The sequence below is a fragment of the Sporolactobacillus caesalpiniae genome (assembly GCF_040513385.1).
GTDB lineage: Bacteria > Bacillota > Bacilli > Bacillales > Sporolactobacillaceae > Sporolactobacillus.
The window spans coordinates 390,177-417,028 of sequence record NZ_JBEVCB010000001.1 but is presented as its reverse complement, the minus strand read 5'-3'; the positions used below and the strand labels follow the sequence as shown (position 1 = coordinate 417,028).

19 protein-coding genes and 1 other RNA gene are annotated in these 26,852 nt (G+C 43.8%); 3 read left to right on the top strand and 17 right to left on the bottom strand.

From position 1 onward, the window contains the following. Positions 1-195: 195 nt before the first annotated feature. The 5 genes from recD2 to cymR all read right to left on the bottom strand — a co-directional run bounded on the left by recD2 (position 196) and on the right by cymR (position 6,084). The gene (gene recD2, locus ABWW58_RS01895) at positions 196-2,553 is read right to left on the bottom strand and encodes an SF1B family DNA helicase RecD2 (RefSeq protein ID WP_353867579.1); all 2,358 of its coding nucleotides are present in this window, start codon (positions 2,551-2,553) and stop codon (positions 196-198) included. A 41-nt stretch (positions 2,554-2,594) separates the two neighbouring features. After that, positions 2,595-3,263: a tetratricopeptide repeat protein gene (locus ABWW58_RS01890; RefSeq protein ID WP_353867578.1), complete on the bottom strand. Its 669-nt coding sequence runs from the start codon at positions 3,261-3,263 to the stop codon at positions 2,595-2,597. Between the two features lie 35 nt (positions 3,264-3,298). Further along, a complete protein-coding gene (gene mnmA, locus ABWW58_RS01885; RefSeq protein WP_353867577.1) occupies positions 3,299-4,435 on the bottom strand; it encodes a tRNA 2-thiouridine(34) synthase MnmA in 1,137 nt (378 codons plus the stop codon). Further along, positions 4,432-5,598 carry a cysteine desulfurase family protein gene (locus ABWW58_RS01880; RefSeq protein WP_353867576.1) on the bottom strand — a complete coding sequence of 389 codons (1,167 nt, stop codon included), beginning with the start codon at positions 5,596-5,598 and terminating at the stop codon, positions 4,432-4,434. The genes mnmA and ABWW58_RS01880 overlap by 4 nt, the downstream gene beginning before the upstream one ends. A 63-nt stretch (positions 5,599-5,661) precedes the next feature. Next, the gene (gene cymR, locus ABWW58_RS01875; protein ID WP_093669855.1) at positions 5,662-6,084 is read right to left on the bottom strand and encodes a cysteine metabolism transcriptional regulator CymR; all 423 of its coding nucleotides are present in this window, start codon (positions 6,082-6,084) and stop codon (positions 5,662-5,664) included. Positions 6,085-6,341: 257 nt separating this feature from the next. Between cymR and ABWW58_RS01870 the strand changes: the two genes are divergently transcribed. The 3 genes from ABWW58_RS01870 to ABWW58_RS01860 all read left to right on the top strand — a co-directional run bounded on the left by ABWW58_RS01870 (position 6,342) and on the right by ABWW58_RS01860 (position 9,572). Next, a complete protein-coding gene (locus ABWW58_RS01870; protein WP_353867575.1) occupies positions 6,342-7,679 on the top strand; it encodes a replication-associated recombination protein A in 1,338 nt (445 codons plus the stop codon). A gap of 123 nt (positions 7,680-7,802) precedes the next feature. Next, on the top strand, positions 7,803-8,501 hold the full coding sequence (locus tag ABWW58_RS01865; RefSeq protein ID WP_353867574.1) for an RsfA family transcriptional regulator: 699 nt from the start codon (positions 7,803-7,805) through the stop codon (positions 8,499-8,501). 315 nt (positions 8,502-8,816) lie between these two features. Next, on the top strand, positions 8,817-9,572 hold the full coding sequence (locus ABWW58_RS01860; RefSeq protein ID WP_353867573.1) for a prepilin peptidase: 756 nt from the start codon (positions 8,817-8,819) through the stop codon (positions 9,570-9,572). Between the two features lie 12 nt (positions 9,573-9,584). Here ABWW58_RS01860 and ABWW58_RS01855 read toward each other — a convergent pair whose 3' ends face one another. The 12 genes from ABWW58_RS01855 to recJ form a co-directional block, all read right to left on the bottom strand. Beyond that, complete coding sequence (locus ABWW58_RS01855; protein ID WP_353867572.1) at positions 9,585-10,619, bottom strand: glycoside hydrolase family 5 protein; 1,035 nt, start codon at positions 10,617-10,619, stop codon at positions 9,585-9,587. Positions 10,620-10,663: 44 nt separating this feature from the next. Beyond that, the gene (locus ABWW58_RS01850) at positions 10,664-11,869 is read right to left on the bottom strand and encodes an alginate O-acetyltransferase AlgX-related protein (RefSeq protein ID WP_353867571.1); all 1,206 of its coding nucleotides are present in this window, start codon (positions 11,867-11,869) and stop codon (positions 10,664-10,666) included. 11 nt (positions 11,870-11,880) lie between these two features. Then, complete coding sequence (locus ABWW58_RS01845) at positions 11,881-13,302, bottom strand: MBOAT family O-acyltransferase (RefSeq protein WP_353867570.1); 1,422 nt, start codon at positions 13,300-13,302, stop codon at positions 11,881-11,883. Between the two features lie 65 nt (positions 13,303-13,367). Then, positions 13,368-14,477, bottom strand: coding sequence for a hypothetical protein (locus tag ABWW58_RS01840; RefSeq protein ID WP_353867569.1), 1,110 nt, complete (start codon positions 14,475-14,477; stop codon positions 13,368-13,370). Continuing rightward, positions 14,474-16,912: a glycosyltransferase family 2 protein gene (locus ABWW58_RS01835; RefSeq protein ID WP_353867568.1), complete on the bottom strand. Its 2,439-nt coding sequence runs from the start codon at positions 16,910-16,912 to the stop codon at positions 14,474-14,476. Before ABWW58_RS01835 ends, ABWW58_RS01840 begins: the two co-directional genes overlap by 4 nt. Before the next feature lie 279 nt (positions 16,913-17,191). Next, positions 17,192-17,377: non-coding RNA, 6S RNA (gene ssrS / locus ABWW58_RS01830), on the bottom strand. 77 nt (positions 17,378-17,454) lie between these two features. Further along, on the bottom strand, positions 17,455-19,227 hold the full coding sequence (gene aspS / locus ABWW58_RS01825) for an aspartate--tRNA ligase (protein WP_353867567.1): 1,773 nt from the start codon (positions 19,225-19,227) through the stop codon (positions 17,455-17,457). A 23-nt stretch (positions 19,228-19,250) separates the two neighbouring features. Further along, positions 19,251-20,513: a histidine--tRNA ligase gene (gene hisS, locus ABWW58_RS01820; RefSeq protein WP_353867566.1), complete on the bottom strand. Its 1,263-nt coding sequence runs from the start codon at positions 20,511-20,513 to the stop codon at positions 19,251-19,253. Between the two features lie 504 nt (positions 20,514-21,017). Further along, entirely contained in the window at positions 21,018-21,464 is a 447-nt protein-coding gene (dtd, locus tag ABWW58_RS01815) for a D-aminoacyl-tRNA deacylase (RefSeq protein ID WP_353867565.1), read from the bottom strand. 17 nt (positions 21,465-21,481) lie between these two features. Beyond that, positions 21,482-23,653 (bottom strand): RelA/SpoT family protein, encoded by a 2,172-nt coding sequence (locus ABWW58_RS01810; RefSeq protein WP_353867564.1) that lies wholly within the window; start codon positions 23,651-23,653, stop codon positions 21,482-21,484. 276 nt (positions 23,654-23,929) lie between these two features. Continuing rightward, the gene (locus ABWW58_RS01805) at positions 23,930-24,442 is read right to left on the bottom strand and encodes an adenine phosphoribosyltransferase (RefSeq protein ID WP_353867563.1); all 513 of its coding nucleotides are present in this window, start codon (positions 24,440-24,442) and stop codon (positions 23,930-23,932) included. Positions 24,443-24,512: 70 nt separating this feature from the next. Next, entirely contained in the window at positions 24,513-26,846 is a 2,334-nt protein-coding gene (recJ, locus tag ABWW58_RS01800) for a single-stranded-DNA-specific exonuclease RecJ (protein WP_353867562.1), read from the bottom strand. Positions 26,847-26,852 lie beyond the last annotated feature (6 nt).

The window sequence follows — 26,852 nt, the reverse complement described above, 5'->3', positions numbered from 1 at the left end:
TGTTTCATTAAAGCAGAACTGTATCGATCTATACAGTTAAAGCCCAAAATTTTATGTACAACAAAATATAGCCGATAAATTTAATCAGCTATGTTTTCATGTTAAATTCCTTTAATGAGCATGAGAATCGGTATGTGATTTGGGACGTTGGCATCTAAGGAATAACACCCGAAGCGTCAACTTCGGGTGTTATTCTTATTTTTCCACTTTTTCATCTACAACCGTTTCCTCGTGTACTTCTTCCGTATCTATTGTGGGAACGGCTTCTTCCTCCGGCATGCCGTTCATCAGAATCAGCCGCTCGCGAATCTTGCTGGCAAGGCTGGAATTACGCTGATCGACATCGTTGCGGCTAATCGCCTGATTGAACGCCTGCTCGTCCCCGCACAGAACGAGCGAATCCTTGCTTCGCGTCACCGCCGTGTAAATCAAGTTGCGCTTCAACATACGGTGATAACCTTTGACTATCGGCAGAACCACGATTGGAAATTCGCTTCCCTGCGCTTTATGAATCGAACAGCAGTACGCAAGCGTCAGCTGATTCAAGTCATGCTTCAAATATTTGACTTCGATCGAGTCGAATGTGACAATGACCGTTTCTTCCTTATCCGTTGTCTCTTTCGCTTTGAAAATGGCGGAAATTTCGCCGATATCACCATTAAATACATGTTCATCTGGGTTATTGACCAGTTGCAGTACTTTATCGTGTACACGGAAGATGTGGTCACCATAGGTCAATTCTCGTTTCTGATCGCCGGCAGGGTTGAACAGCTCTTGAAGTGCCTCATTAATCCGCTCGATTCCTGCATTACCGCGATAAATCGGCGCGAGTACCTGAATGTCCTTCGGATGATAGCCTTTTTTTTCGGCGGCAGCTGCCACTTGACAGATGAGATCGACCACTTGATTCTGGTGACATTTAAAGAAACAGCGGTCACTCTTCGGTTCGGTAACGTCAGATAACGCGCCTTCTTTAATTTCGTGCGCAAGCTCAATGATCGAGGATCCTTTTGCTTGCCGAAAAATATCCGTCAAACGAATCACAGGAATCGCGTCAGACTGGATCAAGTCACTGAGCACCTGTCCCGGACCAACCGACGGCAGCTGGTCTTCGTCCCCAACAATAACAACCTTCATCTCTTCAGGTAGTGACTTGAGCAGCTGGTTTGCAAGCCAGATATCCACCATCGACATTTCATCAACAATCAGCAGCTTGCCCTCAATCTGATTATCCTCGTCATGCGCGTATCCTGCGCCGCCGTTCCATCCCAGCAGACGATGGATCGTTACAGCGGGAAGACCTGTCGACTCCTTCATTCGCTTCGCAGCGCGACCGGTCGGCGCCACAAGCAGAACCGGATACGGATGATCGTCGTCATAGTCCTTCGGCTCGAGCGAGTAGCTGTTCAATTCCGCATAGACTTCGACAATGCCGCGGATAACCGTTGTTTTCCCGGTTCCGGGTCCCCCCGTTAAAATCATAACCGGTGACTGAATCGCTTCCCGAATCGCACGCTGCTGGCTGTCCGCATATTGCATCGACAGCTTGTCCTCCACTTTTCCCAAAGCTTTAAGAAATTCACTCTCGGAAAACTCTTTCTCAGACTCCTGCTCCACTAATTTCTGGATCCCGGTCACGATTCCTTTTTCCGCATAATAAAGTTGTGGAAGATAGAGATGATCCCCATCACGTACCATTCTTCCATCTTCCTCAAGAACGTCCAATTCGCGCGCCAAATCTTCTTCGTCAATTTCATCCTTGGCAGATAATAATTTTTGCACCTCGGCAACTGTTTCCTGCTCAGGCATGAACACATCACCGTCATTCATCGCCCGCTCGTTCAGCCAATACAAAAAAGCGGCTTGAATGCGGTCCGGATGATTTCCGGAAATCCCCAGACTCGCCGCAAGTTCATCGGCTCGCTGAAAACCAATTCCTTCAATATCTTGAATCAATTGATAGGGGTTTTCCTGAATCACATCTAAACTCTCATTACCATAGGCTTGATAGATTTTCATCGCAATCTGCGACCCGAAACCAAAGTCTGAGAGTCCGATCAAAATCTTCTCAAGGCCCTCGTTTTTCAGCAGGATGTCTGAGATCATCGAACTTTTCTCTTCATCCAATTTAGGCACTCGGTTCAGGCAGGACGGATCATTTAAAATCTCAGAGATCGCGTTTTCCCCGAGCTCGCCAACAATCGCTTCCGCTGTCTTCTTGCCGATGCCTGGGAACAGGTCACCAGACAGATAGTTCACGACACCAGATCGTGACTTAGGCAGCTGTTTGCGATAGTTCTCCACCACATACTGTTGTCCATATTTCGGATGTGTTTTCAGTTTGCCCGCAAATTGATAGGTTTCATAAAGATGGACAGCGGGAAAGTAGCCAACCATTGTAATCTCTTTTTCATTGATTGGTTCATTGGTTTCATCAATTTTTACGATCATCACCGTATAACCGTTCTCACTGTTCTGAAAAACAATTCGGATCGGCTCGCCTTTAATTGAAGTCGTGTGATCTGGAAAAAGATCCATGGTTGCCTGTTCCATCTTTTCCGCCGTCCTTTCTCTCTTTTTTGCACATTTAGCACTTAGTTCGATTGCGCATCTATTGCGCGCAGTCCGTTAGCCGCAAGCATGTGACCCGGATTCAGCTCAAGCGCCTTTTTGAACGACTCGCGCGCTTTATCCTTATTATCTCTGAAAACCGCGATGACGCCAAGGTTATAATAAGCGTCGGCATGGGACGGATCTGCTTTAATAACGGTCAAAAATTGTGCTTCGGCCGTAGTCAGATCGCCAAGTTTCGCTAATGTGAGCGCGTATTGAAAACGCGCCTCCAAATCACTGCCGTTCAATTCGACTGCGCGTTGAAAGGCTGCGAGCGCCTGACCGCTATGACCGAGTTCAAGCGCGGACCGGCCGATCATATAGAATAAATCCCCATTATTTACACCGTTGTTTTGGGCGTCCGCAAAGCGATCCATCGCCTCTTTATACCGCCCGAGTTCAAACAGCGCATTGCCATAGCCAAATGCCGCGGATCCATACGCAGGATTGAGAGAAAGCGCCTTTTCGAAAAAAGCGGGTGCTCGTGAACTCTCGCCCATCGCAACGAGCAAATTGCCGAAATTGGTGTAGCCCTTCGGATCTTTCGGATGCTCTGAAATCGATTGATCCAAAGCTGCCGCCGCCTGCTCATATTTTTTTTCTGCGATCAAGTGTTGGATTTCTTCCATTGTGTGTGCCACGTTTATCATCACCAAATCTTTTTGAGTGGAAAAAGACTCGGGCTTCAGAGCGAAGCCGAGTCTGTAAAATCTAGTGCCGTATCCGTACCCTGATTCAAAATGGTCGCGATGGTTCCGCCGCCAAGACATACATCATAATCATAGAGAACAACCGATTGTCCCGGCGTTACTGCCCACTCCAGTTCATCAAAAACAATCTCAAGCCGGCCATCATCAAGCACATGAACCGTAACCGGACGATCCTTTTGGCGGTAGCGGAACTTCGCTGTGCAGTGGAAAACACGCTGCGATGGTTCCCCGGAAATCCAATTGATATGGTCTGCAATCAACCCCTGTGAGTACAGCGCGGGATGGTCGGCGCCAGGTGCCACATACAGGATGTTGTGCTTCAAGTCCTTGCCGCAGACGAACCATGGCCCGCCCGGACCGCCGATACCAAGGCCTTGACGCTGTCCATTGGTATAATACATGAGTCCGTCATGATAGCCTTTCCGTTCACCGTCAATTGTCCGAATCTCACCGCGATTTGCGGGAAGATAGGTGCTCAGAAACTGCTTGAAGTTCCGTTCGCCGATGAAACAAATGCCGGTGCTGTCTTTCTTTTCCGCCGTCGCCAGGTGATGCTCGCGCGCGATCTCGCGCACCTCCGGCTTTTCCAGATCGCCGAGCGGGAACATCACCTTAGAGATCTGCTCTTGAGACAACTGATTCAGAAAATACGTCTGATCCTTATTTTGATCAACGGCGCGTATCATCACCGCTTTCCCGTCACGCCTCTCCACGCGCGCGTAATGCCCTGTTGCCACATAATCAGCGCCGAGCGCCATAGCATGATCAAGAAAAGCCTTGAATTTGATTTCTTTGTTGCACATCACATCAGGGTTTGGTGTGCGGCCTAATTTATATTCATCTAGGAAATACGTAAAAACGCGATCCCAGTACTGCTTCTCAAAATTCACTGCGTAGTAAGGAATACCGATTTGATTAGAGACACGGACGACATCTTCATAATCCTCTGTCGCCGTGCAGATCCCATTTTCATCAGTATCGTCCCAATTTTTCATGAAGATGCCGACAACATCGTAGCCTTGCTGCTTTAAAAGCAAAGCGGCGACTGTCGAATCCACACCTCCGGACATACCCACAACGACCCTGGTCTGACTGGGGGATTTCGTTGTCACAGCGATTCACCAGCCTTTCCCGCAGACGTAAGCGCGCGAACCGATTCCGCGATAATCTTACCTGCTTCTCGTAATCGATCTTCTTTCATGCCTTCACCGAAACTAATGCGGATCGAGCTGCCCGTCTCCGGCGCGTCTTTTCCGAACATCGCCGTTAGCACGTGGGACGGCTCAACAGAACCTGCCGTGCAAGCCGAGCCGCTTGAAACTGCCACGCCTTCCAAATCAAGTCTGGTCAGCAATGTTTCCACACGTGTGCCCGGAAAATAAAGATTCAGTACTTGCGGTAAAAAGTGTTCCGGATTCCCATTGACCTGATAAGTTACGTTCTGAGCGTCGAGGGTCTCAAGGATAATCTGACGAGAGCGCAGGCTTTCATGAATCCGTTCACGAAGATGTTCGCCAACCTTCTCAACCGCGCGGGCAAGACCCGCAATTGCCGGCACGTTCTCAGTCCCTGCGCGACGCTTACGTTCCTGATCGCCGCCGTGTGTGTATGCCTGAAGCGAAAGTCCGTCACGAACAAAGATGAAGCCGATTCCCTTTGGCCCGCCGATCTTGTGTCCGGCCATCGACAGCAGATCAATCGGTGTGTCTTTTACATCCATATCTGCGGTACCGAATGCCTGCACCACATCGGTGTGGAAATAGGCTTGATGATTCGCCAATAGATGAGCGATTTCACGAATCGGCTGAATGGTGCCCACTTCATTATTGCCGAACATGATCGTCACAAGAATCGTATCGTCTCTCAACTTAGCCTTTAATTCATCAATAGATATTCTGCCTGTACGGTCGACGTCGAGATAGTCAATGTCAAAACCCTGGCTTTCCAAATAAGCGCACGTCTTGAGCACACCATGATGCTCAACTTTCGATGTAATAATATGCTTTCCTTTATTACTGTTCGCAAGCGCCGTGCCGAGAATCGCGATGTTGTCGCCTTCCGTGCCTCCGCTCGTAAATACAATTTCACGGCTGCGCGCGCCGATGTACTTGGCAATCGTGTGTCGCGAGTCGTCAACAATCTTGCGCGCTTGTCTTCCGAACGAGTGGATACTCGACGGATTGCCTACTACATTTTGGTATGTTTCCACCATAATTTGCAAAACTTCCGGATCAATCGGTGTTGTCGCGGCATGATCAAGATAAATCGGATCCACGCCCTATCACTCCTTTAATATTCCTAAAAAAACAGGGTTCATTTAACCCTATTCACGTGTCAATTAAATATAGAACATATCCGGATCCTGAACTTGCGGATCGGAATCGTAATGAATCAGATCGTCCAGCGTCGTTCCTTGAAGAACGTCACGTACCGCGTCTCTGATTTTCACCCACAGCTCGCGTTTGGCCGGATCATCGTCTTCCATGACTTCAACCGGTTGAATCGGACCTTCCAGAACGCGGATTACATCCGCCGCCGTAATTTCGCTTGGCATTTTCGACAGCACATAGCCGCCGTATGCCCCGCGGATACTGCTTACAAGGCCCGCATTTCGAAGCGGCGCAATCAGCTGTTCGAGATAGTGTTCCGAAAGGTCATGTTCATTTGCGATCGCCTTCAGCGAAAGCGGACCGCGACCTTTATTTTTTGCCAGCGCCATCATGATTGTTAGACCGTAGCGACCTTTTGTTGAGATTTTCATATCATTCACACCTTTTCAGTTATCCTATAGCATCTAACTAGTTGTTAATCGTTTTATATTCATTCATTGTATCCTTGTTCACGCACTTGCCTATTATGACTGTCCATGATCCCATAAACAGCTGCAAAATGCGAACATAGTATCCAAACTATGGTAAACTATGTTCAGACCTTAAATCATTATAGACGAAAATGCTTGGAGTTGCACGTAATCAATAAGGATTCGCACAAATACTGATAGATGAGAGGATGATCGGAATGGATCTCTTCGATCTTCCAACCGATGACCAATCCAATTTAAACGGACGCCCATTGGCAGACCGAATGCGCCCGCAGACTCTGGACGAATTTGTCGGGCAGGAACAGATTGTCGGGAAAGGACGACTGCTGCGCCGCGCCATTCAGGCGGACAAGCTGACGCCAATGATCTTCTTCGGCCCTCCTGGAACCGGGAAGACGACGCTTGCTCATATCATCGCCCGCACGACGGCTGCCTATTATGAACAACTGAACGCCGTAACTTCAGGTGTCGGCGACCTGCGCAAGATTATCGCCGCAGCTGAAGAACGGCTTAAATTTGATAAACAAAAAACAATTCTGTTCATTGATGAAATCCATCGATTTAATAAAGGACAGCAGGACGCGCTCCTCCCTTCTGTTGAAAAAGGGACCATCATTCTAATCGGCGCGACGACCGAGAGCCCAATGTTTGAAATCAACGCCGCGCTGCTGTCACGTTCCCGTCTGTTTCGCTTCGAGCCCTTGTCCGATGACGCGATTCGCGAAATTCTTGCGCACGCGCTGACGGATAAAAAGAGAGGCTATGGTGACGTAGCCATAAAAGTCGACGATGAGGCGTTTGATCATTTGGTTCGTGTTGCGAACGGCGACAGCCGCACCGCGCTGCACGCGCTCGAACTCGCTGCGCTGACGACCGACCCTGACAAGGACGGCGTCATTCACATTGACCGGAGTGTCGCTGAAGAATCCATACAGGAAAAAGTACTGCAATATGATAAAAATGGAGACAACCATTACGACACAGTTTCTGCCTTCATTAAAAGCATGCGCGGTTCCGATCCGGACGCTACCCTCTATTGGCTGGCAAAAATGATCGCCGCAGGTGAGGATCCGAAATTCATCGCAAGACGTATTTTCATCCATGCGGCTGAGGATGTCGGTCTTGCCGATCCGAATGCCATTCTCGTCGCCAACGCCGCCGTCACCGCGGTAACCTTTATCGGTTTGCCCGAAGCACGCATCCCGCTCGCCGAAGCCGCGCTCTACGTCGCTACCGCGCCAAAGAGCAACGCCGCCGTTATCGGCATCGACCAAGCGCTTGCCATGGTGAAAAACGAAAAAACCGGTGAGGTACCGATCCATCTGCGCGATGCCCATTATAAAGGCGCGGCCAAGCTCGGTCACGGTAAAGACTATCTTTATCCTCACGATTTCGAAGGCGGCTATGTGACTCAAGATTACCTGCCTGAGCATTTACGCAACAAGACCTTCTATCATCCGGCACCGCGCGGCTATGAACGAACCGTTCAGAAACGGCTCGACTACTTCGCCAAGCGAGATCAGGAAAAAAGATAGAAAACGATTTTAATTTAGCCTCAACCAATCCGGATTTTTCTTGAAAATCGATCGTGTATAAAAGTCTCGCAAATTGTCAATCCTTTTTACCAATCAACAAGAATGCAAGAAGGAGCCTATACCATGACAAAAGTGAGACAAGATGCATGGTCGCATGAAGACGATCTTATGCTAGCAGAAACCGTCCTGCGCCATATTAGAGAAGGAAGTACACAGCTCGACGCCTTTGAAGAAGTGGGCGACCGTCTGAATCGGACCGGGGCAGCGTGTGGATTTCGTTGGAACGCGATCGTACGCAGAAAATATGAGCAAGCGATTGAAATAGCAAAGAAACAACGCAAGCAGAAAAAACGCGCCGAGCAACGCGGGCGGGTCGTTCATCCGATGACGGCCGCGTTTCCCGTTATGGAGACTTCTACGATTCTGGATCCCCACGAAATCACTGCCGAGACGCAAAGCTTCCAGCCGGCAGCCACAACGCAGCCTAGTTCCGCTCCTGCTGAGAAGCGCCTGAACGATTTAACCGATGTCATTCAGTATCTGCAGAACCTGCAAAGCGGCAGCGCGACGAGCGATCGACTCGACAAAGAAAACACGCATCTCAAGGAAGAAAACAACCGCCTGCAAAAGCGCGTCAAAGAGCTGGAGCAAGAAATAAAGGCATTAACCGTTCGCCAGCAAACCGTAGAAGACGATTATCAAGCGCTCGTCGGCATTATGGACCGAGCGCGCCGCATGGTCGCCTTCAAGGATCAAGAAGCGACCTCCGCACCCGCCTTCAAGATGGATCAAAACGGCAACCTGGAGAAAATTGCGAAGTAAACTTCAAAAAATTGAAAAGAAGATACATATACCCCCGAGTGAAAGATGGCCCGGGGGTATATTTTCTATGCACTATACATGTTGATATGAAAAAAACAGGATGATTCTCATTAAGTCGGAAGACAGCTGATTAAATTTGTCATTTAGAATGTTAAACATATTTTTCGGAAAACAGACAAACATTTCTGAATTATTTTATTTTCAAACAACCGTAATTATATTAAACTAAGTTTAATATGTTAATCTTCATCCCACCCTCTAGAAATATTCAGCTTTATCTTCATCGTTTTCTACCTCAGTGAAAGAAGGCAAACTATGACCATTATTACCAGTATTTATGTAACCGTCATCGGAACTATTTTTGGATCTTTTTTTAATGTTGTTGGATATCGAATCGTCAATAATGAGTCTATTATATTCCCGAGATCCCATTGCCCTTATTGTGGCCAAACCATTCGTACTCTTGATTTAATCCCCATCTTATCTTATCTATTTCTTAAAGGTCGATGCCGTAATTGTCATTGTAGGATTTCACCACTTTACCCAATTGTTGAATGGCTAACAGGTCTCATGTTTCTTTTCAATTTCTTATATTCGACTAATTTCCATGATTTTACTACGGGTTTACTTCTCGTATCATTTGTCATGATCAGTATTGTAACTGATCTTACAAAGATGCTGATCCCCAACAAAATCATCTTTTCTTTCTTCATCATTTTTTCTGGATATCGAATGATCATCCCTTTGAATCCGTGGTGGGATCCCATTCTTGGCTGCGGATCAATTTTTCTATTATTAGCTCTAATTGTATTCTTAAGCAATGGAGGAATTGGCGGAGGAGATGTTAAACTTTTCGCTGTTGCAGGAATTCTCATTGGTACTAAGTTTGTTTTCATCGGATTAATTTTAGCCCTATTTTCAGGTACAGTAATTTGCACCATTGCCAGTATGCTCAATCTTATACAACGGAAACAGCCAATTCCTTTCGCCCCATTCATTGCTATCGGCATGATTGCCTCTCTTTTTTGGGGAGATTACCTATTATTTTTTTATCAGAAAATCATTAAATAGTTCTTCAATTCTTTACTTGTCTTTACTATTAGGAATGAGTGTTCTGAGCATTTGTTGATCCCAGTTGTTATTTTGAGCATCGTAAATTCCAAATAAAGAGGCAAACTCCCAATACCCCCAACTAAATCCATACTTTTCTGCTTGTTCACGAACCTCCTTAGTCCAACGCAATCTAGACTCATAGGGTGCTTCTTTGTTTGCACCAAACTCACCCAAATATATTGAGACATCATGTTCATCAGCCCATTTTTTCACCTCTGAAAAATTGCTCTTTATTATGTCTACTTCATGTGATGACCCATTCCATTGTACATCATGATATTTTTGGAAGCCTAAGTATGGACTCTTTTGAAAAGTAAAAGTATTTGGTTCGTAATAATGGAACGAGACAACTAAATGATCATCCTTTGGAATCTTCAAGGCATTAAGTCGATCAAGAGAATAGTAATTATCAGGACCTACGATGATTGTTCTGGTCGGATTTGATTTTCTAATAATCTTAATCGCCTCCGCCATGTACTTATTCCATAACTTTCCTTCAAGATTCTCTTGAGGTTCATTCAAAACTTCAAATATTAGACCGGAAGGATAATTCTTGTACCTCTCAGAAAGCTGTTGCCAAATACGCAAGAAACATTTATGATATTGCTTAGGATTTTTCATTATTTCTTGAAAGTGGTGTAAGTCCAAAATAATTGTTAACTTCTGATCGAGGGCCTCTTTGATATATCCATCAACTTGCTTCATAAACGCTTCACCTAAAACATAATTAGAGTTATCCTTGGCATAATCTGAAAAACGGACAGGTAATCGGACAGAATTAAACCCAGCCTTTTTAATAATAGTAAAGTAATCCGAATTCATCTTGACATCCCATGGCTGATTACGTGGAGCATCTAATGCGTTACCAATATTCATTGAACGTAATTCCAATGGACGTTTTTCCCCCGTTTTATTCCGTATGAACCAAGCAAGAGAAACAGTTGTTAAAAGAAGTATGCATATGAGTAACATGTTAATCATCAGTCGGACTTTATTAACCTTCATTAGTCATGGACACCCCCCATTCCAGCAAATATGATCAAAGGCTACTAAAAAGGAAAAAATTCATTTGTTAAATTTTGTGGGTAAACAGACATAAATACATAATCCAATTTATTTTCTTTGTTAATTAAATTTGGAATACTGTCATGATAGTATCTTGGATCTACTAAATAGACATCCGAACATACATTCGCCAAAAATGCAGCTAAAGGAACTGATAGAGAATCCTTAATGAATAACACCTTTGGACCATTTGGATTTTGTTTATTAGTTATGTGCACCAGTCCGTGGTTTCCATAGAGGTAAGAAAAATACTGATTAGATTCAAGAGCGAATAACTGATCGCTACCCTTTTGATAAAAAGGTCTTGCATTAATTAAAGCTTCTTCAAAACGCCCTTGTGTATGAATCTTGTAATCCTTATCATTGATACGGAAATCAAAATCAGTTTTAAATTTCGGGTAAATAAGCGTAAAATCATCAATTCCTGCATAGAGAGGGCCTGCTTTTGTCCCCATTGATCCTAAATAAGAATGTTTATATGTTATCTGATTATAATTTTTTAAATTAGTATAATATTTATGTTGATCCAATTTTGCATTATTTTCCTGATTCAAATAACCTACTAGTTGTTGATAAGCCCAAAATGCCGTTTGAATTTTCCAGTGATGATCTGTTTTGTAAAATAATTGATCAGCCGGAATACCGCTTTTCAACAAATTTTTTCTAAAGTCAAAAGTTTTTATTTCATGTTTTCTTACAGACTTAAGGTAATTGTCCGCGGTTTCATTCGCATATGAGTAAGGTATCCCTTTTGGAAACTTAGTGTAACCCCTTATATATTTATCAGGTGGCATAAGCGCGATTACTTGAGTTTTTTTATTATCAATTTCGTTCTTTAATCGTGCGAGACGATCTGCTAGATCGTTCACTTTATTAGCTCCTGTAGCGAAATAAGTATAATGTAAATTACCTTCCGTATCTTTCACTACTTCGAAATTTGACTCTTCATTTTTATCCATTAGTTTTTGCAAATAGCCAAAACCATCAATCATTTTATATTTTCCCACTATATTATCATCTATTATTGAATTTATAGCATTAATATTCGATTTTAAAGATGTAAGCTTCATGTTAACAATGGTATTTTTTAGTGGTTTAAGAGCAAATGAAAAATTAATGACAGCGTATGAAAATAAAATAATTAGAAAGAGTATTGATGTTATTAACCGTACAATAAAATATCTTTTCATAACGCTGCTCCTTAAAATTGAAAATAAATAAAGGGATTATAATTTCCTTTTACTAGATAGGTGACGGACACGACAAATAATCCAAGAATGACAAGTGGATACATTATCCCAACAGTCGTGCTAATTACAGGATATTTTTGATCCACAATTATTCGATTTACACGTTTAGCTATTGGTGCACACAGAATCAAAGCGATAATAAAAAATACAAAATATTCCTTAACAAACATAAAGGCCATATCGCTCCAAAAACCTCCATGTCCAAACATTGAACCCAGATAATTGCCTGCTGCTTTCAAATTCTCAGCGCGGAAGATGACCCAACCGATAATAATGATGAAAAGCGCATATATATGTTTCACAAAATTATTTTTTACTAATTCATCAAAGCGGAATAGTTTCTCAAAAGCGATACATATAAAGTTAAGAAGCCCCCAAAAAACAAATGTCCATTCTGCGCCATGCCAAATCCCTGTTAAGGTCCATACTATGAATAAATTTCTCACTAGTTTATCCGTACTGTCTACACGTGAACCGCCAAGTGGAAAATAAACGTAATCTCTAAACCACGTGCCGAGTGAGATATGCCATCTTCTCCAGAATTCAGAAATAGATCTAGAAAGATATGGATAATTAAAGTTTTCCTCGAACTCAAATCCAAACATTAGCCCTAAACCAATAGCCATGTCGGAATAAGCAGAGAAGTCAAAGAAAATTTGAAAAGTATACGCAATGGCTCCAAGCCATGCAAGGGTGACAGGTATTGACGAATGTGCACTCAATGTAAATATGTGATCCGCAACTATTGCCATGTTATTTGCAATAAGGACTTTTTTTGCCAGCCCCGTCAAGAATCTACAACAACCAACAGAAAATTTTCTCCAAGTTTCTGTTCTATTAACAAACTGGTCCGCAATAGTATTGTAGCGAACGATCGGTCCAGCAATTAATGCTGGAAAAATAACAATATAAAGGGCAAGATAAATTATATTCTTTTGAACGTTGACTGTTCCTCTGTATACATCAATTATGTATGACAAAGCATGGAATGTATAAAAAGATATTCCAAGCGGTAATACAATTTCAGGAATTGGAATGTTTAAATGTGCTCCCAAATTAATATTGCGAAGTACAAAATCCAAATATTTAAAGACAAAGAGTGTGCTAAGATTTCCTGCAATAGTTACTATTAATAATGTTCGAGACCAAGATCTGCTTTTTTTTGAAAGATTAATGAAAATGCCAAACAGATAATTAAATAAAATTGATGCAATCATTACAATGACAAAACGTGGTTCTCCCCATGCATAGAAAAACAGACTAGCAAACAAGAGCACAATATTTTGTAATGTCTTTGAAAAACTACTAACAAAATATAAAACTAAAACAGCTGGAAGAAAATAGAAAATGAAAATAATACTTGAAAAAAGCATAACAATCCTCCATAAACCTCACTGTACTTTTGAATGACTTGTCTGTACCTTTATAGCTTGCTTTGTTAATTATGATATCTCTTTATTGTCATTCTTCTGCACCAAAAATAAATGAGTGTAAGTATGATCATGGTTGAAACAATAGCAACTCGCATCCAATGCATGAATCGATTATTAACAAGGAAGCTGTCCACATGCATTGGTGATTTAACCTGATTTACATTGGGAATCTTATATGGAACTCCATCGCTTGCTTTCCTATGGGCAGTCCATGACTCATATAAATGAATCGCCTTTGATGATCGCGATCCATCAGGTGACAAAGCCAGAATTCGTATTGTTTGTGGTTTTATTGGTTTACTGATGCTTAGCGTGCCCCGTTTACTTATACTAACACCACTTAAATCGCTAGCCATTTTAAATACTGGCTTTGATTGTCCTTTATACGCAGAACGAATTGTATACTCTGCTATTGAACTTTGAGCAACCGGGATCTGCACAAAATCATCACCAATAATTAATTGATCAAGAATCTTATTTGCTTTAAGAGAAAATCTTTTATTCACTAAAGAAAAATTTCCAAAAATAACGCGTCGTTGTTGATTTGCATTAAGAGTAAAGCTGACTCCCCAAGATTTAATATTTGATAAATTTAACTTGTTTTTTTCTTTATTCAAACTCGAAAATGGAATATAGATTTGTCCGTCAAATCCCTTTGGTATTGAAATCGCACCATACTCAGCCTGAGAAGATTCCCAATATTTATCTTTTTTTTCTTTAAAAGCTACAAATTGTCGATTTCCCACTTTCCAAATCTTTTTACTCCCGTCATTTAATGAAAAATTAAATCGGATTGTACTTTTATTTGGGTTCGAAAAGTTTAAAATCATCCCTCCGAATGAAGTCATATTTCTAGTACGATTCTCATAAAACGATGCCGTATAATACTTTTTTTTATTTTTTTGTTCAGTAGTACCTAGATTAGCAACATAGTGCGTTGGCCCCCACTCTTTTTGATTAACATCCACTCCATTTGTGTAGACCTTTAATATTGTTGGAGAAAAAGCAGTTGATTTTATTGATAGAGCGTAAGTTGCATTAACAATCGCAAAAGAAACTATAGTAACTGCAACTAGTGAAATGACCACTTTCAAAAACGAATGAGAGCTGTTCATGATAAATAATTCCTTTCATAGAACTCATCAGCATGTTGCGTATCTTTTGATTGGCGTTTTTCTTCACGAATTTGTTCCATTTTTTTAGCTCTCGCTTCTTGAATCCAAGCCATCATTTCTTCTTTAAATTCCTTGCTACCAACAATATCCTCAACATTAGTGACTAGGAATAGATAAACAAATGGATTTCTTCGTCTTGATTTGCTCTTATCTTTCGTACGTTTAATAATATATTGTCTTTTTAATACAGCTTTTATTTTACAATTGTCAGATACATGTAATGTAAGCGTCTGATGATTATTGAGCTGATGCCTAGATGATACAAGCATGTATTCATAGTTAAAATCATTAATTATAACCGGACCTGACTGTTCGGAATTCAATGTTTTATCAAGAGGCACCCGGGCTAACTTACGATTATAACCCATCGGCTGCTTCATACGTCTAAAAAGGTTGATGGTTAGATCATCAAAAAAACTTATGCTGTTTCCAAGCTTAGTTGGTAACGATGGTTGTCGATCATAAACAAGACTGTAAAGATTGTCTTTTTCAGAATCATCAATTCTTGTAATAGCAAACGCATATTTCCAATTATCACCAAATTGCATAACATTAACAAGTTCACCGACACAAGTACACTGGTATAATTCAGAACATAATATGATATGAATCCCTGGGCGATCCGGAATATAATCAGGATAGTCTAATAGTAAAGAAAGACCATTTTCCGATATATCAAATGTTTTATAATTCACAACCTTTTCATCCCAAGACAGTGAGCAATCAATGTTTGCCCTAAACCGTTCAGCTTTTCTTACCATAGGTCGACCCATCATAAAAAAGATCGCCATTAGCAAGGCATAGAGATTCGTTACTAGCCAAAATAATAGGACTATAAAAGTAAATGATCCCGAAGAAAGTGACTTTTCGACACTGAAAATGATGCCTACAATACTCAAAATCGCCAGAACAACATGGGGAATTGCATGTAAGAATCCATAAAGTCGACCATTTTGTGTTCCATCTTTTCTCGTAACTGCAAAACTTTTTTTATTAACTCCTATAGCTTCAAAAATAACATGTAAAAATAAGCTTGGAAAAAGAATAGTGTCATAAACACTTGTCCATCGTGTATTGCGAATGCCTTTTGATAAAAAGCGAAGAGTAGCATTTTGAAACAAATACATAGGGAGCCAAAATAGCAAAACTTCTATTAAGGTACATCGCACAACAATAATACCGAATACTGTAAATAAAATTGGTGACATAATATAAACAAATCTCTTAATTGGATTAAACCAATAAAGTATTGAAGATAAATAGCTAAATCTTTGCTTTAAACTCAAACCATCAAGAAATAAAAAATTAAGCTTTCTACCAGTCTGTATACAGCCGCGCGCCCAACGGATACGTTGTTTAATCAAGCTTTTTAGATCGTATGGTGCTTGTCCAATTGCATGTGGATCATCAATAGCATAGCAAATAAATCCTTCATTTTGAATTAGCATACCAGTTGCAAAGTCCTCAGTAATGACTTCAGTGCAAAATCCACCAACACTGAACAATGCCTCACGTGAAATAACTGCATTTGTACCACCAAAAATTACAGAGTTTGTCTTGTTTCTAGAAATCTGCACGTCACGATAAAAATAATCTTGTTCGTCTGGAATACGATCTTCCGAAAATAAATTATGTTGAAAAAGATCGGGATTATAAAAAGCTTGTGGTGTCTGAATGAAACCAACTCTTCTCCAATCATTATTCTCATGATCGTTACACTCTTTGTCGTCATCTCGATAATAGAAAAATGGAACAGAAGACATCAAAAAATCATGCATTGGAATCATATCCGCATCGAAAGTAGCGATCAGTGGTGAAAAGGTTTTTTCCAAAGCATTGTTTAAGTTTCCAGCTTTTGCTCCTTCATGTTCTTCTCTCGTTAAATAACCAACACCCATTTTGCCAGCAAGAACTTTCATCGCTTGGCGATTGCCGTCATCACATATGTAAATATGCACTTTTGATTTATCTGGATAATCCATGCGGCAGCAACCATTTACCGTTTTTCGAAGCAATTCAATGGGTTCATTATATGTCGGTATAAAAACATCTACATCCGGGTACCATTTTTTAGGTGGTGTTGGTTTTTTTGGATGAACAATATTTGACATGCTATAAAAATGCTCGGCAGCTTCTAGCATTCCTGCCATCTCTACAATCAGTAAGATAATGCCGCTACATAAAGCGGTATAACCGTATCCAAATGGTACTGTAAAAAAGATTCTCCATACCATATAGACAATGGTACTGATAAACGTTCCAAGAAAGAGCGCTTTATTTCTTAGTGAGTTTAATCCCGTCCTAATGATCGTTTCCCCACTAGTTGATCTATTTGTTACTTGTATTTTTTCTAAATCCGTATTAAGTTGGGGCATTAGAACTCCCTACCTTTTTATTAAAAGGGATAAAAAACTAATTTTGTCATCTTATTAGAAAATAGATAAAAATATTTGCAAAATCATTCACCAAATAATAGGAACAAAAGAATAAGTAAATGATACTATAGTTAAAAAGATCAAACAACTAGAAAGAATCTCTACCAGAAAATATCACTTGAGAAGAATTTCCTTTTTAAAATTACTATTCAATCATTACAAATTGAAAAGCAGTGAGATATAACCTTATCTCACTGCTGATTATTATTAATTCATAAAAAAAATCCCAAACGTGCCGTTGCAAAGCCGCAGTTTTGAAACCCGCTCTTATAGGCAGGTGGGTGCCCCGTTCCACAGTTTGCGAGTCCCTAAACAGGGCATGCGCTCCGAGTGAAAACATCGGACTCCCGATCAAAATATGTTCGGTCAAAACATAACGACATTCGACTAACACTTCAGGATTTCTTCTTTAACTTATGTGTTTATCTTAACATATCTGAAAGCGCTTATCAAGGTCAGATCGCCTGGATAGTGCTGGAAGCTTACTTGAGTATAGTCGCTACATCAAGATGTAGCTCACTCAGTTGAGCAAGGCCGACTTCGCTCGGCGCCTTGGTGAGCAGGTCGGAAGCGCTCGCCGTCTTAGGGAAAGCGATCGTGTCACGCAGGCTGGAACGACCAGCGAGCAACATAACAATACGGTCGATACCAAGCGCCATGCCGCCATGCGGCGGAACGCCGTAATCGAATGCGTCGAGCAGGAAGCCGAACTGTTTTTCAGCGCGTTCCTTTGTGAAGCCGAGCACCTTAAACATCTTTTCCTGCAGATCGTGATTCGAGATACGTTCGGAACCACTGCCAAGTTCAAATCCATTAAGTACCATATCAAACGACTGAGCGCGTACGCTGCCCGGATCGCTTTCAATCCGTTCAAGATCCTCAAGCACAGGCATCGTGAATGGATGATGTTCCGCGACAAAGCGATGCTCTTCTTCGCTGTAGGACAGTAATGGGAAGTGTGTCACCCACAGGAAATTGAATGCTGATTTATCAATCAGACCAAGCAGCTTGCCGAGATGCAGACGCAGTGCGCCGAGGCTGTCGGCAACGACCTTCTTCTTGTCCGCGACAAAGAGCAGCAAGTCCCCGGGTTCGGCGTTTGTGCGTTCAATGATTCGCGCATTGAGCGCATCGTCAAAGAACTTGGCGATCGGTCCCTTCATGCCGCCTTCTTCAACTTTCAGCCATGCTAGGCCCTTCGCTCCATAAGGAGAGACGACCGCGCGTAAGTCTTCGTCAACCTGCTTACGTGAAAATTGGGACGCAACACCTTTTGCGTTGATCGCTTTAACCAATCCGCCTTTTTCTTGAACTTCTTTAAATACCTTCAGAGTGCTGTCGGCCGCGATGTCGGTCAGGTCGATCAATCTCATATCGAAACGTGTGTCCGGCTTGTCGCTGCCATAAAAATCAATGGCTTCTGCGTATGTAAGACGCTTGAACGGACGCGGAATATCAATACCTTTAACATCCTTCATGACGCGAACAATCATCTCTTCAACCATCGCTTGGAATTTGTCGACTTCAAAAAAGGACATTTCCATGTCGACCTGTGTGAATTCCGGCTGGCGGTCAGCGCGCAAATCTTCATCACGGAAGCAGCGAGCGATCTGATAATATTTTTCAATGCCGGAAGCCATCAGCAGTTGCTTGAACAGCTGAGGCGACTGAGGCAGCGCATAGAATTCACCAGGATGAACGCGGCTTGGCACAAGATAGTCACGTGCGCCTTCAGGCGTGCTCTTGGTAAGGATGGGTGTTTCAATATCCATAAAGTCCTTTTCGTCAAGAAAATCGCGTAACGTATGTGTAATTTTATTGCGCAGTTTAAACGTTTCCAGCATTTCCGGACGTCTGAGATCTAAGTAGCGGTATTTCAGACGAATATCTTCGGAAGCTTCAATGCCGTCTTCAATAGGAAACGGCGGCGTCTTTGATTTGTTCAGCAATGTGATTTCGCTGATCATGACTTCGATCGTTCCGGTTTTGATTTTTTCATTAACCGCTTCAGGATCGCGCTTAACAACTTCACCCGTGACCGTGACGCAATATTCGCTGCGCAGTTTATCGCCCTTTTTCCAGGCTTCTTGGTCTACCTGAGGATTGAACACAATCTGGACAAAGCCGGACCTGTCGCGCAGGTCAATAAAAATAACACCGCCGAGGTCTCTTCTTTTTTGCACCCAACCGGCTAATGTGACTTTCTTTCCGGCAGATGCTTCGGTTAATTCACCGCAATTTGCGTTGCGATACATTTCATTCACCCCATCAATATGAATCATATTTTTTCCTTAATGTAGTCAGTCAGCAGTGTAAAGGCTACTTCTTCCTGCACGCCGTCCGCCATGTTCTTGACAACGGCTTTCTGCGCGTCCAGTTCTTCATCGCCGATCACGACAACAAATTTGGCTTTGTCGCGGTCTGCTTGTTTGAACTGACCCTTGACCTTACGCTCCATGTAATCTTTATCTGCATGCAGCCCGGCGAGGCGCAATTGATTCAGCAATACCGGTGCTTTCTGTTCCGCCTTTTCTCCAATTGCGACTACGAAACAATCAAGCGAACGATCAGAATTCAGCGACAAGCCTTCAACTTCGAGAGCCAGAAGCAAACGCTCGATGCTCAAGGCGAAACCGATACCCGGCGTTTCCGGACCGCCAAGCTCGCTCACAAGCCCATTGTAACGGCCGCCGCCCATGAGTGTTGTGATCGCGCCTTGGCTCGCGCCCATAATTTCAAAGGTTGTGTGGTTATAATAATCGAGTCCGCGCACAAGCGTCGGATCGAGCTCATACTCAATGCCCATCTCATCCAGAATGGTCTTAACTCTGGCGAAGTAGTCGCGTGAGGCATCATTCAGATAATCAATGATTGACGGCGCGGTCGCCATCAGTGGATGATTGTGGTCGGCCTTGCAGTCAAGTATCCGCAATGGGTTCTTTTCCAACCGTTTCTGGCAATCCGCGCAAAATTCTCCGATCGACGGATTGAAATGAGCGATCAACGCTTCACGGTGCGCGGCGCGGCTCTCCGGATCACCTAGGCTGTTTAAGACGAGTTTCAGTTTTTTCAGGCCAAGCTTGCGATAGAACGTCATTGCAAGCGCGATTACTTCAGCATCTATGGACGGATCTGCCGAACCAAGCGCCTCCGCACCAAACTGAGTAAATTGGCGGTTTCGTCCTGCTTGAGGGCGTTCATAACGGAACATCGGCCCGATATAATACAGCTTCTGCGGCTGGCTCGGTAAACCGAACAGCTTGTGTTCCACATAGGCGCGCACAAACGATGCGGTTCCTTCCGGCCTCAGCGTTAAATCACGATCACCGCGATCTTTGAATGTGTACATTTCCTTCTGCACAATATCGGTTGTATCACCAACACCGCGCTGGAATAAATCGGTGGATTCAAAGATTGGGGTTCGCATTTCTTTGTAGTTGAACAGCGCGCACACTTCTCGTGCCGTTTCTTCGATTTTCTGCCATTTAAAAGCATCTTCCGGCAAAACATCATAAGTCCCGCGGGGGATCTGAATCGTCACAGTACGTTCCTCCTTCATTAATATCAAGATGATTACGGCTACTCAAATGGCGCATAGCAGCCGCAACATCCGTTTCATCCTTAGTTTCTCTCGCTCATCGTTGACTCAAATGAGTTAGGAATAGAAAAATAATAATATAAAAATAAAAGCCCTTGTCCATCGGCGAGCCGACAGACAAGGGACGAATAAACTTCGTGGTGCCACCCTCATTTAAAGCATCGATGCAGATGCTTCCTCGTGAAAACCGGTTAACGCCCGGTACGTCTTTTCCTACTGACCATATAGTTAGGCCGTTTAGAAAAGCGCCTCCGGAGTGTCGCTTTTCAGTAATCCATGCCGGCGCGCTTTCAGCCTAAGGCGCACCTTCTCTTTCGGCAGATCATCTGAAAACCTCTCCATCACAGGCTTTGTTCGTTCTTCTATACTACGTATCTTCAGTTAAATTGTCAAGGTTTGGCGAAAATTTACACCTTCGATACCAGCGTTAATCGTTCAGCCCATTAATTAATGATTTTTGCTCTCGATAATTAATGTCACCGGCCCGTCATTAACAAGAGAGACAGCCATATCAGCCCCGAAAACACCGGTTTCAACATGAAGGCCATGTGCTCTCAGCTTATCATTGAACGCCTCATAATACGGTTCTGCGATTTCCGGTCGCGCCGCTTCAATAAAGCTCGGGCGCCTGCCTTTGGAGGCATCTCCATACAGCGTGAACTGGGAAACAGATAGAATCGCTCCTTCAACGTCACGGACCGATCGATTCATTTTGCCGCCATCGTCTTCAAAAATACGCAAGCCGGATAATTTATCAGCGACATACTGAAGGTCTTCTTCCATGTCGCCGGTTTTGATGCCCACGAGCAAAAGAAGTCCATGTCCAATTTGTCCAACCGTTTTTCCATCAATCTCAACCTTTGCGTGCTTCACGCGCTGCAAGACTACTCTCATCCTAAATCCATCCTTTACTACGCCATCACTCGGCGAACCGAATAGATGTCTGGAATCCGTTTGATTTTCTCAACCACCCGGTAGAGATGATCGATGTTGGTGATCAAGATGGTCATATGAATTGTCGCTACTTTGTTTTTATCGGCGCGGCCGGAGATGCCGTTAATAGCCGTATGCGAGTCAGAGACGCATTGAAGCACTTCGTTGAGCAGGCCGTTCCGGTCATACGCCGTGATCTCAATATCCACATTGTATTCTTTGGCTTTGAATTCGTTATTTTCCCATGCGACATCCATCAACCGCTGATCCTCTTCATTTTTGATATTCGGGCAGTCCACGCGATGAATGGTGACACCTCTCCCACGTGTGATGTATCCGACAATGGCGTCACCGGGTACCGGGTTGCAACATCGTGCGAGACGAACAAGCAGATTGTCGACGCCCTTCACGCTTATGCCAAGCGAAGTTTTCCGATGCTGATTTGGTTTCGGCTCGGAAAGCTGTTTCATCCGTTCCTCTGCCTCAGTCGTCTCAGGAGCTTTGCGGTCATCCTCGACAAGGCGCGTAACCACCTGCTTTGCGGTTATCCCGCTATAGCCAATCGCAGCAAACAGTTCATTTTCATGAGAGAAGTTGAACTTCCTTGCTACTTCATTGATCTTTTCCTCACTTAGATTGTCCTTCAGACTTAAATTCTGACTGCGGCATTCCTTTTCAAGCATTTCACGGCCTTTCGCCACATTTTCCTGGCGCTGTTGGCGTTTGAACCACTGCTTGATTTTATTCTTTACCGCAGAGCTTTGCGCGATTTTCAGCCAGTCGCGGCTTGGCCCGTACGAGTGATTCGATGTTTTCACATCGACAATATCGCCGGTTTTGAGCTTATAATCGAGCGGCACCATTTTTCCGTTCACCTTTGCGCCGACTGTTTTATTGCCGATTTCCGTATGAATACGATAAGCGAAATCAATCGGAACAGATCCGACAGGGAGCTCAATCACGTCACCTTTTGGCGTAAACACAAACACAGTATCCGAGAAAAAGTCCATCTTGAGCGACTCCATGAATTGCTTGGCGTCGTCCGTTTCATTCTGATACTCAAGAATTTCACGGAACCAAGTGAGCTTGTCCTCAAACTTGTTGTTAATGTTCTTAACTTTACCCTCTTTATACGCCCAATGCGCCGCAATCCCGTATTCAGCGACGTCATGCATTTCCTCGGTGCGAATCTGAACTTCGAGCGGGTCGCCTTTAGGTCCAATGACCGTAGTATGGAGCGACTGATACATGTTGGGCTTCGGCATCGCGATGTAATCTTTAAATCGCCCAGGCATCGGCTTCCAATGCGTATGAATTATCCCAAGAATTGCGTAACAGTCCTTAATACTCTGTACGATGATCCGGACCGCAAACAGATCATAGATTTCATTAAATTGCTTATGTTGATTGACCATCTTGCGGTAGATGCTGTAAATATGCTTCGGCCGCCCAGACACCTCGGCTTCAATATGTACGGATTTAACATATTCTCTCAGATCTTCGACGACTTGGGCGATGTAAGCCTCGCGTTCGTCGCGCTTCTGCTTCATCAAATTGACAATCTTGTAGTATTGCTGCGGTTTAAGATAGCGGAGTGAAATATCTTCGAGTTCCCATTTGATCGCAGAAATACCCAAGCGGTTGGCTAAAGGTGCAAAGATTTCCAATGTTTCATTTGCTTTTTGAATTTGTTTCTCGTGGCTCATGTATTTCAATGTGCGCATGTTATGCAATCGATCCGCAAGCTTCACAATAACGCATCTTAAATCTCGCGCCATCGCCACAAACATTTTGCGGTGATTTTCTGCTTGCTGATCTTCCTTCGATGTGTACTCAAAATGTCTGAGTTTTGTCACACCGTCGACAAGTTCAGTGACACTGTCTCCGAATTCCTTGCGAATATCTTCAAGTGTGATCGGCGTGTCTTCCACAACATCATGGAGAAATCCGCTCACAATTGTAATGACATCCATATTCAATTGCACAAGAATTCCAGCAACTTCAATCGGGTGCATGATATAAGGCTCGCCGGATTTACGGACTTGTCCCTTATGCGCCTTATCCGCGAAACGATACGCTTTGCGAATTAATTCGATATCTGTTTCATCTAAGTAGGTTGATGCCTGCTGAATAAGTTCTTCCATCGTCATAGTATCATCACCTGTGTGTGGCCTCATTTCCAGATTCTGTGAACGAAAACGTTGAAACATTATAGTAAGTAATTTCAGACGAATAAGTCAATAAGCAAGTACAGTGACAGAAGGCGGGCGACCATCGTCCCCGACATTGATTACCTTTAACGAATATTATCGAAGAAGTGCGTGATAAAGTAAAGTAATTACTGTCCATTGTACCCATAGCGCGTTTTGACAAAACGGTGATGTGAAAAAGAGAGTGCCTGATTCCAGGCACTCCGGATCATCCAATCAATATTTAATTAAAGATAAGACGTCATAATCTTTGAGCAGCCTGGCACCGTCGAGATCGGTCAATTCAATCAGAAAAGCGACACCGGCGATAACACCGCCTAGTTGTTTCACCAAATTAATCGTAGCTTCAATCGTGCCGCCTGTCGCCAGCAAATCATCGGTAACAAGTACCCGCTGGCCAGGTTTGATTGAATCTTTATGCATGCATAAAGTATCCACACCATATTCCTTTTCGTAGGAAACAGTGGCGATCTCGCGCGGAAGTTTCCCCGGTTTGCGAACCGGAACAAAACCAATAGACAACGAATAAGCAAGCGGTCCGCCGATAACGAATCCACGTGCCTCAGGTCCAACAATAATTTCTGCCTGCTTGCTTTTAGCAAATTCTGCTAGTTCATCAATGGCGGAATGATAGACCGGGCCTTCCTCAAGGAGTGATGTAATGTCCCTAAAATTAATGCCTTTCGTTGGAAAATCCATGATTGACTTAATGTATTTTTTATAATCCATGCTTTGTTCCCTCTCCGTTTCCATAAATGATTCCATTCTCTATGTGCATCTTGTCAGCTATGTGTGTGACTCATTCGGTGACATGATTTTTCCCTTGCTTCATTTGCTTGATGAGCCATTGTTTCAGCTCGCCGATTGGCGAATAACATAGGCGCGCTTCCAGCTCACGCTGCGTCTTCTCCCTGTGGTAAGTCTCAGAGGAAGTCAGCGGCGCCTTAATCGGTGAAGGAGCCGCAGTCAAGACGCCCTTCTCTATTTTAACAAACCCAAGTTCAAAAAACACCTGTGTCATCAGAGAAATCGAGTGTTCACTCCAACCCTTATAGCCGGCAATTTGCCGAGTCATGGCGCGTAATTCAAAAGAATGTTTTTGGCGGATCAACGCATAATACCATACAAAATGGTCACGCTCGGGGAACACGGAAAAGTAATGATCACTTGTATGATAAAAGACGCAATAAAAGCGATTAAGTTGCGGGTTCTCAGCAATCAGCTGTGCCAACTGGTTTTCTTCGTCCGGAAGATCGAGAAGAGCAACCGTGTGATTCGGCAGCGTCATATCTGTCTCATAGCGACGAACGGCGTTGTTAAGCCGAAAATATGCTACTGTTTCTGGCTGAAACGCAAGCAGTGTAACTGAATCCTCAGCAAGGCGCTTCAATTTTTCGTGGATGTCACGTGCCGAGCGCCAATCATATACCTGGATTCCTTCAACGCGAAGATCCCGAATCAGGAGTTGCGCCTTTCTGAATCCATTCCATTCATTGACACTAAGCTCACCGACTGCCGCGAGACAATCGTTCGGGGCAATGCGCTCTGTCCACTCACCGAAGCCGAACCCAATGGCTTCAAGCGCCTTATCCGCGCCTTTGAATGTCACTTTAAGATGACTATTATTTCTTCCTACCGCACTGATTTTGGTCAGCGGCGCCTGTTCAATTTGGAACAGCGGGCGCGGATTATCCGTACCAAATGGCGCGAGTTTAGCCAACTCCTCAATTAGCTCTACTGAAATCTCGTCGACTGTTGACCTGCTATCGACGGTCAATTGCGGAACAAGATCCTCCGGCTGGAGTATATGTTCAGCAGCATAAGTAAAGGTTGAACGGAATGCGTCAATTTCAGCGGACGCAACCGTTAATCCGGCTGCCATCTGATGCCCGCCGAATTGGATCAGGTGGCCGGAACTTTTCTTTAATCCTTGGTAGAGGTTAAATCCCTCAATACTGCGGCCTGATCCTTTGGCGATACCCGTCTCTTCATCCACACTTAGAATAATCACCGGACGATAATATTTCGTAACAATTTTAGAAGCGGCAATTCCGATCACACCTTGATGCCAGTTTGTCCCGGCAAGAACAAGTGCTTTGTCGCCGCGGCTCACATAGGGTGCCGCCTGCTCATCCGCTTCTTTCGCGATCCGGTCAACGATCGCTCGTCGCTCCTGATTCAGTGAATCGAGTTGCTCTGCAAGCATCGCCGCCTCGTCCGAATCTTCGGTGAGGAGCAGTTCCAACGCGATTCCTGCGTCATCCATTCTGCCCGCGGCGTTCAGCCTTGGCGCCATCTGGAACCCAATCACATCACTATCGACACTGCCGGTCCCCGAAGCTTTCGTTTTCAGTGCGTCAATGCCAGGCAATGACCCCTCATTCATTTTCTTCAGGCCGCGCATTGCGATTAACCGGTTCTCATCAACGAGAGGAACAAGGTCGGCAATCGTTCCGATCGCTGCCAGCGCTACCCAATTGTCATCAAAATCTTCGGGGGAACAAATTTCCTGAGCGAGTTTTAGTGCAACCCCCGCGCCGGACAAGCCTTTGAACGGATAGGGGCAGTCACTCTGCTTCGGGTTGAGAATCATATCCGCATCCGGCAATAATTCCGGTGGTTCATGGTGATCCGTAATAATATAGTCAATGCCCATTCGTCTCGCACATTCCGCCGCGTCATTTGCGGCAATACCGGAGTCAACTGTAATAATTAATGTGACTCCGTCGCCCTTTGCCTGCTCTACTGCCTTCACATTGGGTCCATAACCATCTTTAAAACGATTGGGAATGTAGGTGGACACATGTGCTCCGATCGCTCTCAATGCCCGAACGATAATCGCCGTCGACGTAACCCCATCCGCGTCATAGTCACCGAATACGCGAATATGCTCGCCATTGGTCACGGCATTTCGAATACGTGCATCCGCTTTTTTCATGCCCTTCATTTTCATAGAATCATAGAATTGCGTGTCCTCACAATTGAGGAATTGCTGCGCGCTTGCTGCGTCATTGAACCCTCGAGCAACGAGCAGCCGCGCGGTAATCACAGAAATATGCAGCGACTCTGAGAGCCGCTGCACCTTTTCTTCATCAACTTTTTTTATTACCCAATGATTTTTTGATTCCAGCATCCGCCT

Bases quoted from the DNA above. Each gene is read 5' to 3' on its own strand.
- ABWW58_RS01845 (WP_353867570.1), bottom strand. From the start codon at position 13,302: ATGCTTTTTTCAAGTATTATTTTCATTTTCTATTTTCTTCCAGCTGTT.
- ABWW58_RS01855 (WP_353867572.1), bottom strand. From the start codon at position 10,619: ATGAAGGTTAATAAAGTCCGACTGATGATTAACATGTTACTCATATGC.
- ABWW58_RS01835 (WP_353867568.1), bottom strand. From the start codon at position 16,912: ATGCCCCAACTTAATACGGATTTAGAAAAAATACAAGTAACAAATAGA.
- aspS (WP_353867567.1), bottom strand. From the start codon at position 19,227: ATGTATCGCAACGCAAATTGCGGTGAATTAACCGAAGCATCTGCCGGA.
- dtd (WP_353867565.1), bottom strand. From the start codon at position 21,464: ATGAGAGTAGTCTTGCAGCGCGTGAAGCACGCAAAGGTTGAGATTGAT.
- recJ (WP_353867562.1), bottom strand. From the start codon at position 26,846: ATGCTGGAATCAAAAAATCATTGGGTAATAAAAAAAGTTGATGAAGAA.
- recD2 (WP_353867579.1), bottom strand. From the start codon at position 2,553: ATGGAACAGGCAACCATGGATCTTTTTCCAGATCACACGACTTCAATT.
- ABWW58_RS01865 (WP_353867574.1), top strand. From the start codon at position 7,803: ATGACAAAAGTGAGACAAGATGCATGGTCGCATGAAGACGATCTTATG.
- ABWW58_RS01810 (WP_353867564.1), bottom strand. From the start codon at position 23,653: ATGACGATGGAAGAACTTATTCAGCAGGCATCAACCTACTTAGATGAA.
- ABWW58_RS01860 (WP_353867573.1), top strand. From the start codon at position 8,817: ATGACCATTATTACCAGTATTTATGTAACCGTCATCGGAACTATTTTT.
- ABWW58_RS01890 (WP_353867578.1), bottom strand. From the start codon at position 3,263: ATGATAAACGTGGCACACACAATGGAAGAAATCCAACACTTGATCGCA.
- ABWW58_RS01805 (WP_353867563.1), bottom strand. From the start codon at position 24,442: ATGGATTATAAAAAATACATTAAGTCAATCATGGATTTTCCAACGAAA.
- ABWW58_RS01840 (WP_353867569.1), bottom strand. From the start codon at position 14,477: ATGAACAGCTCTCATTCGTTTTTGAAAGTGGTCATTTCACTAGTTGCA.
- cymR (WP_093669855.1), bottom strand. From the start codon at position 6,084: ATGAAAATCTCAACAAAAGGTCGCTACGGTCTAACAATCATGATGGCG.
- ABWW58_RS01870 (WP_353867575.1), top strand. From the start codon at position 6,342: ATGGATCTCTTCGATCTTCCAACCGATGACCAATCCAATTTAAACGGA.
- ABWW58_RS01850 (WP_353867571.1), bottom strand. From the start codon at position 11,869: ATGAAAAGATATTTTATTGTACGGTTAATAACATCAATACTCTTTCTA.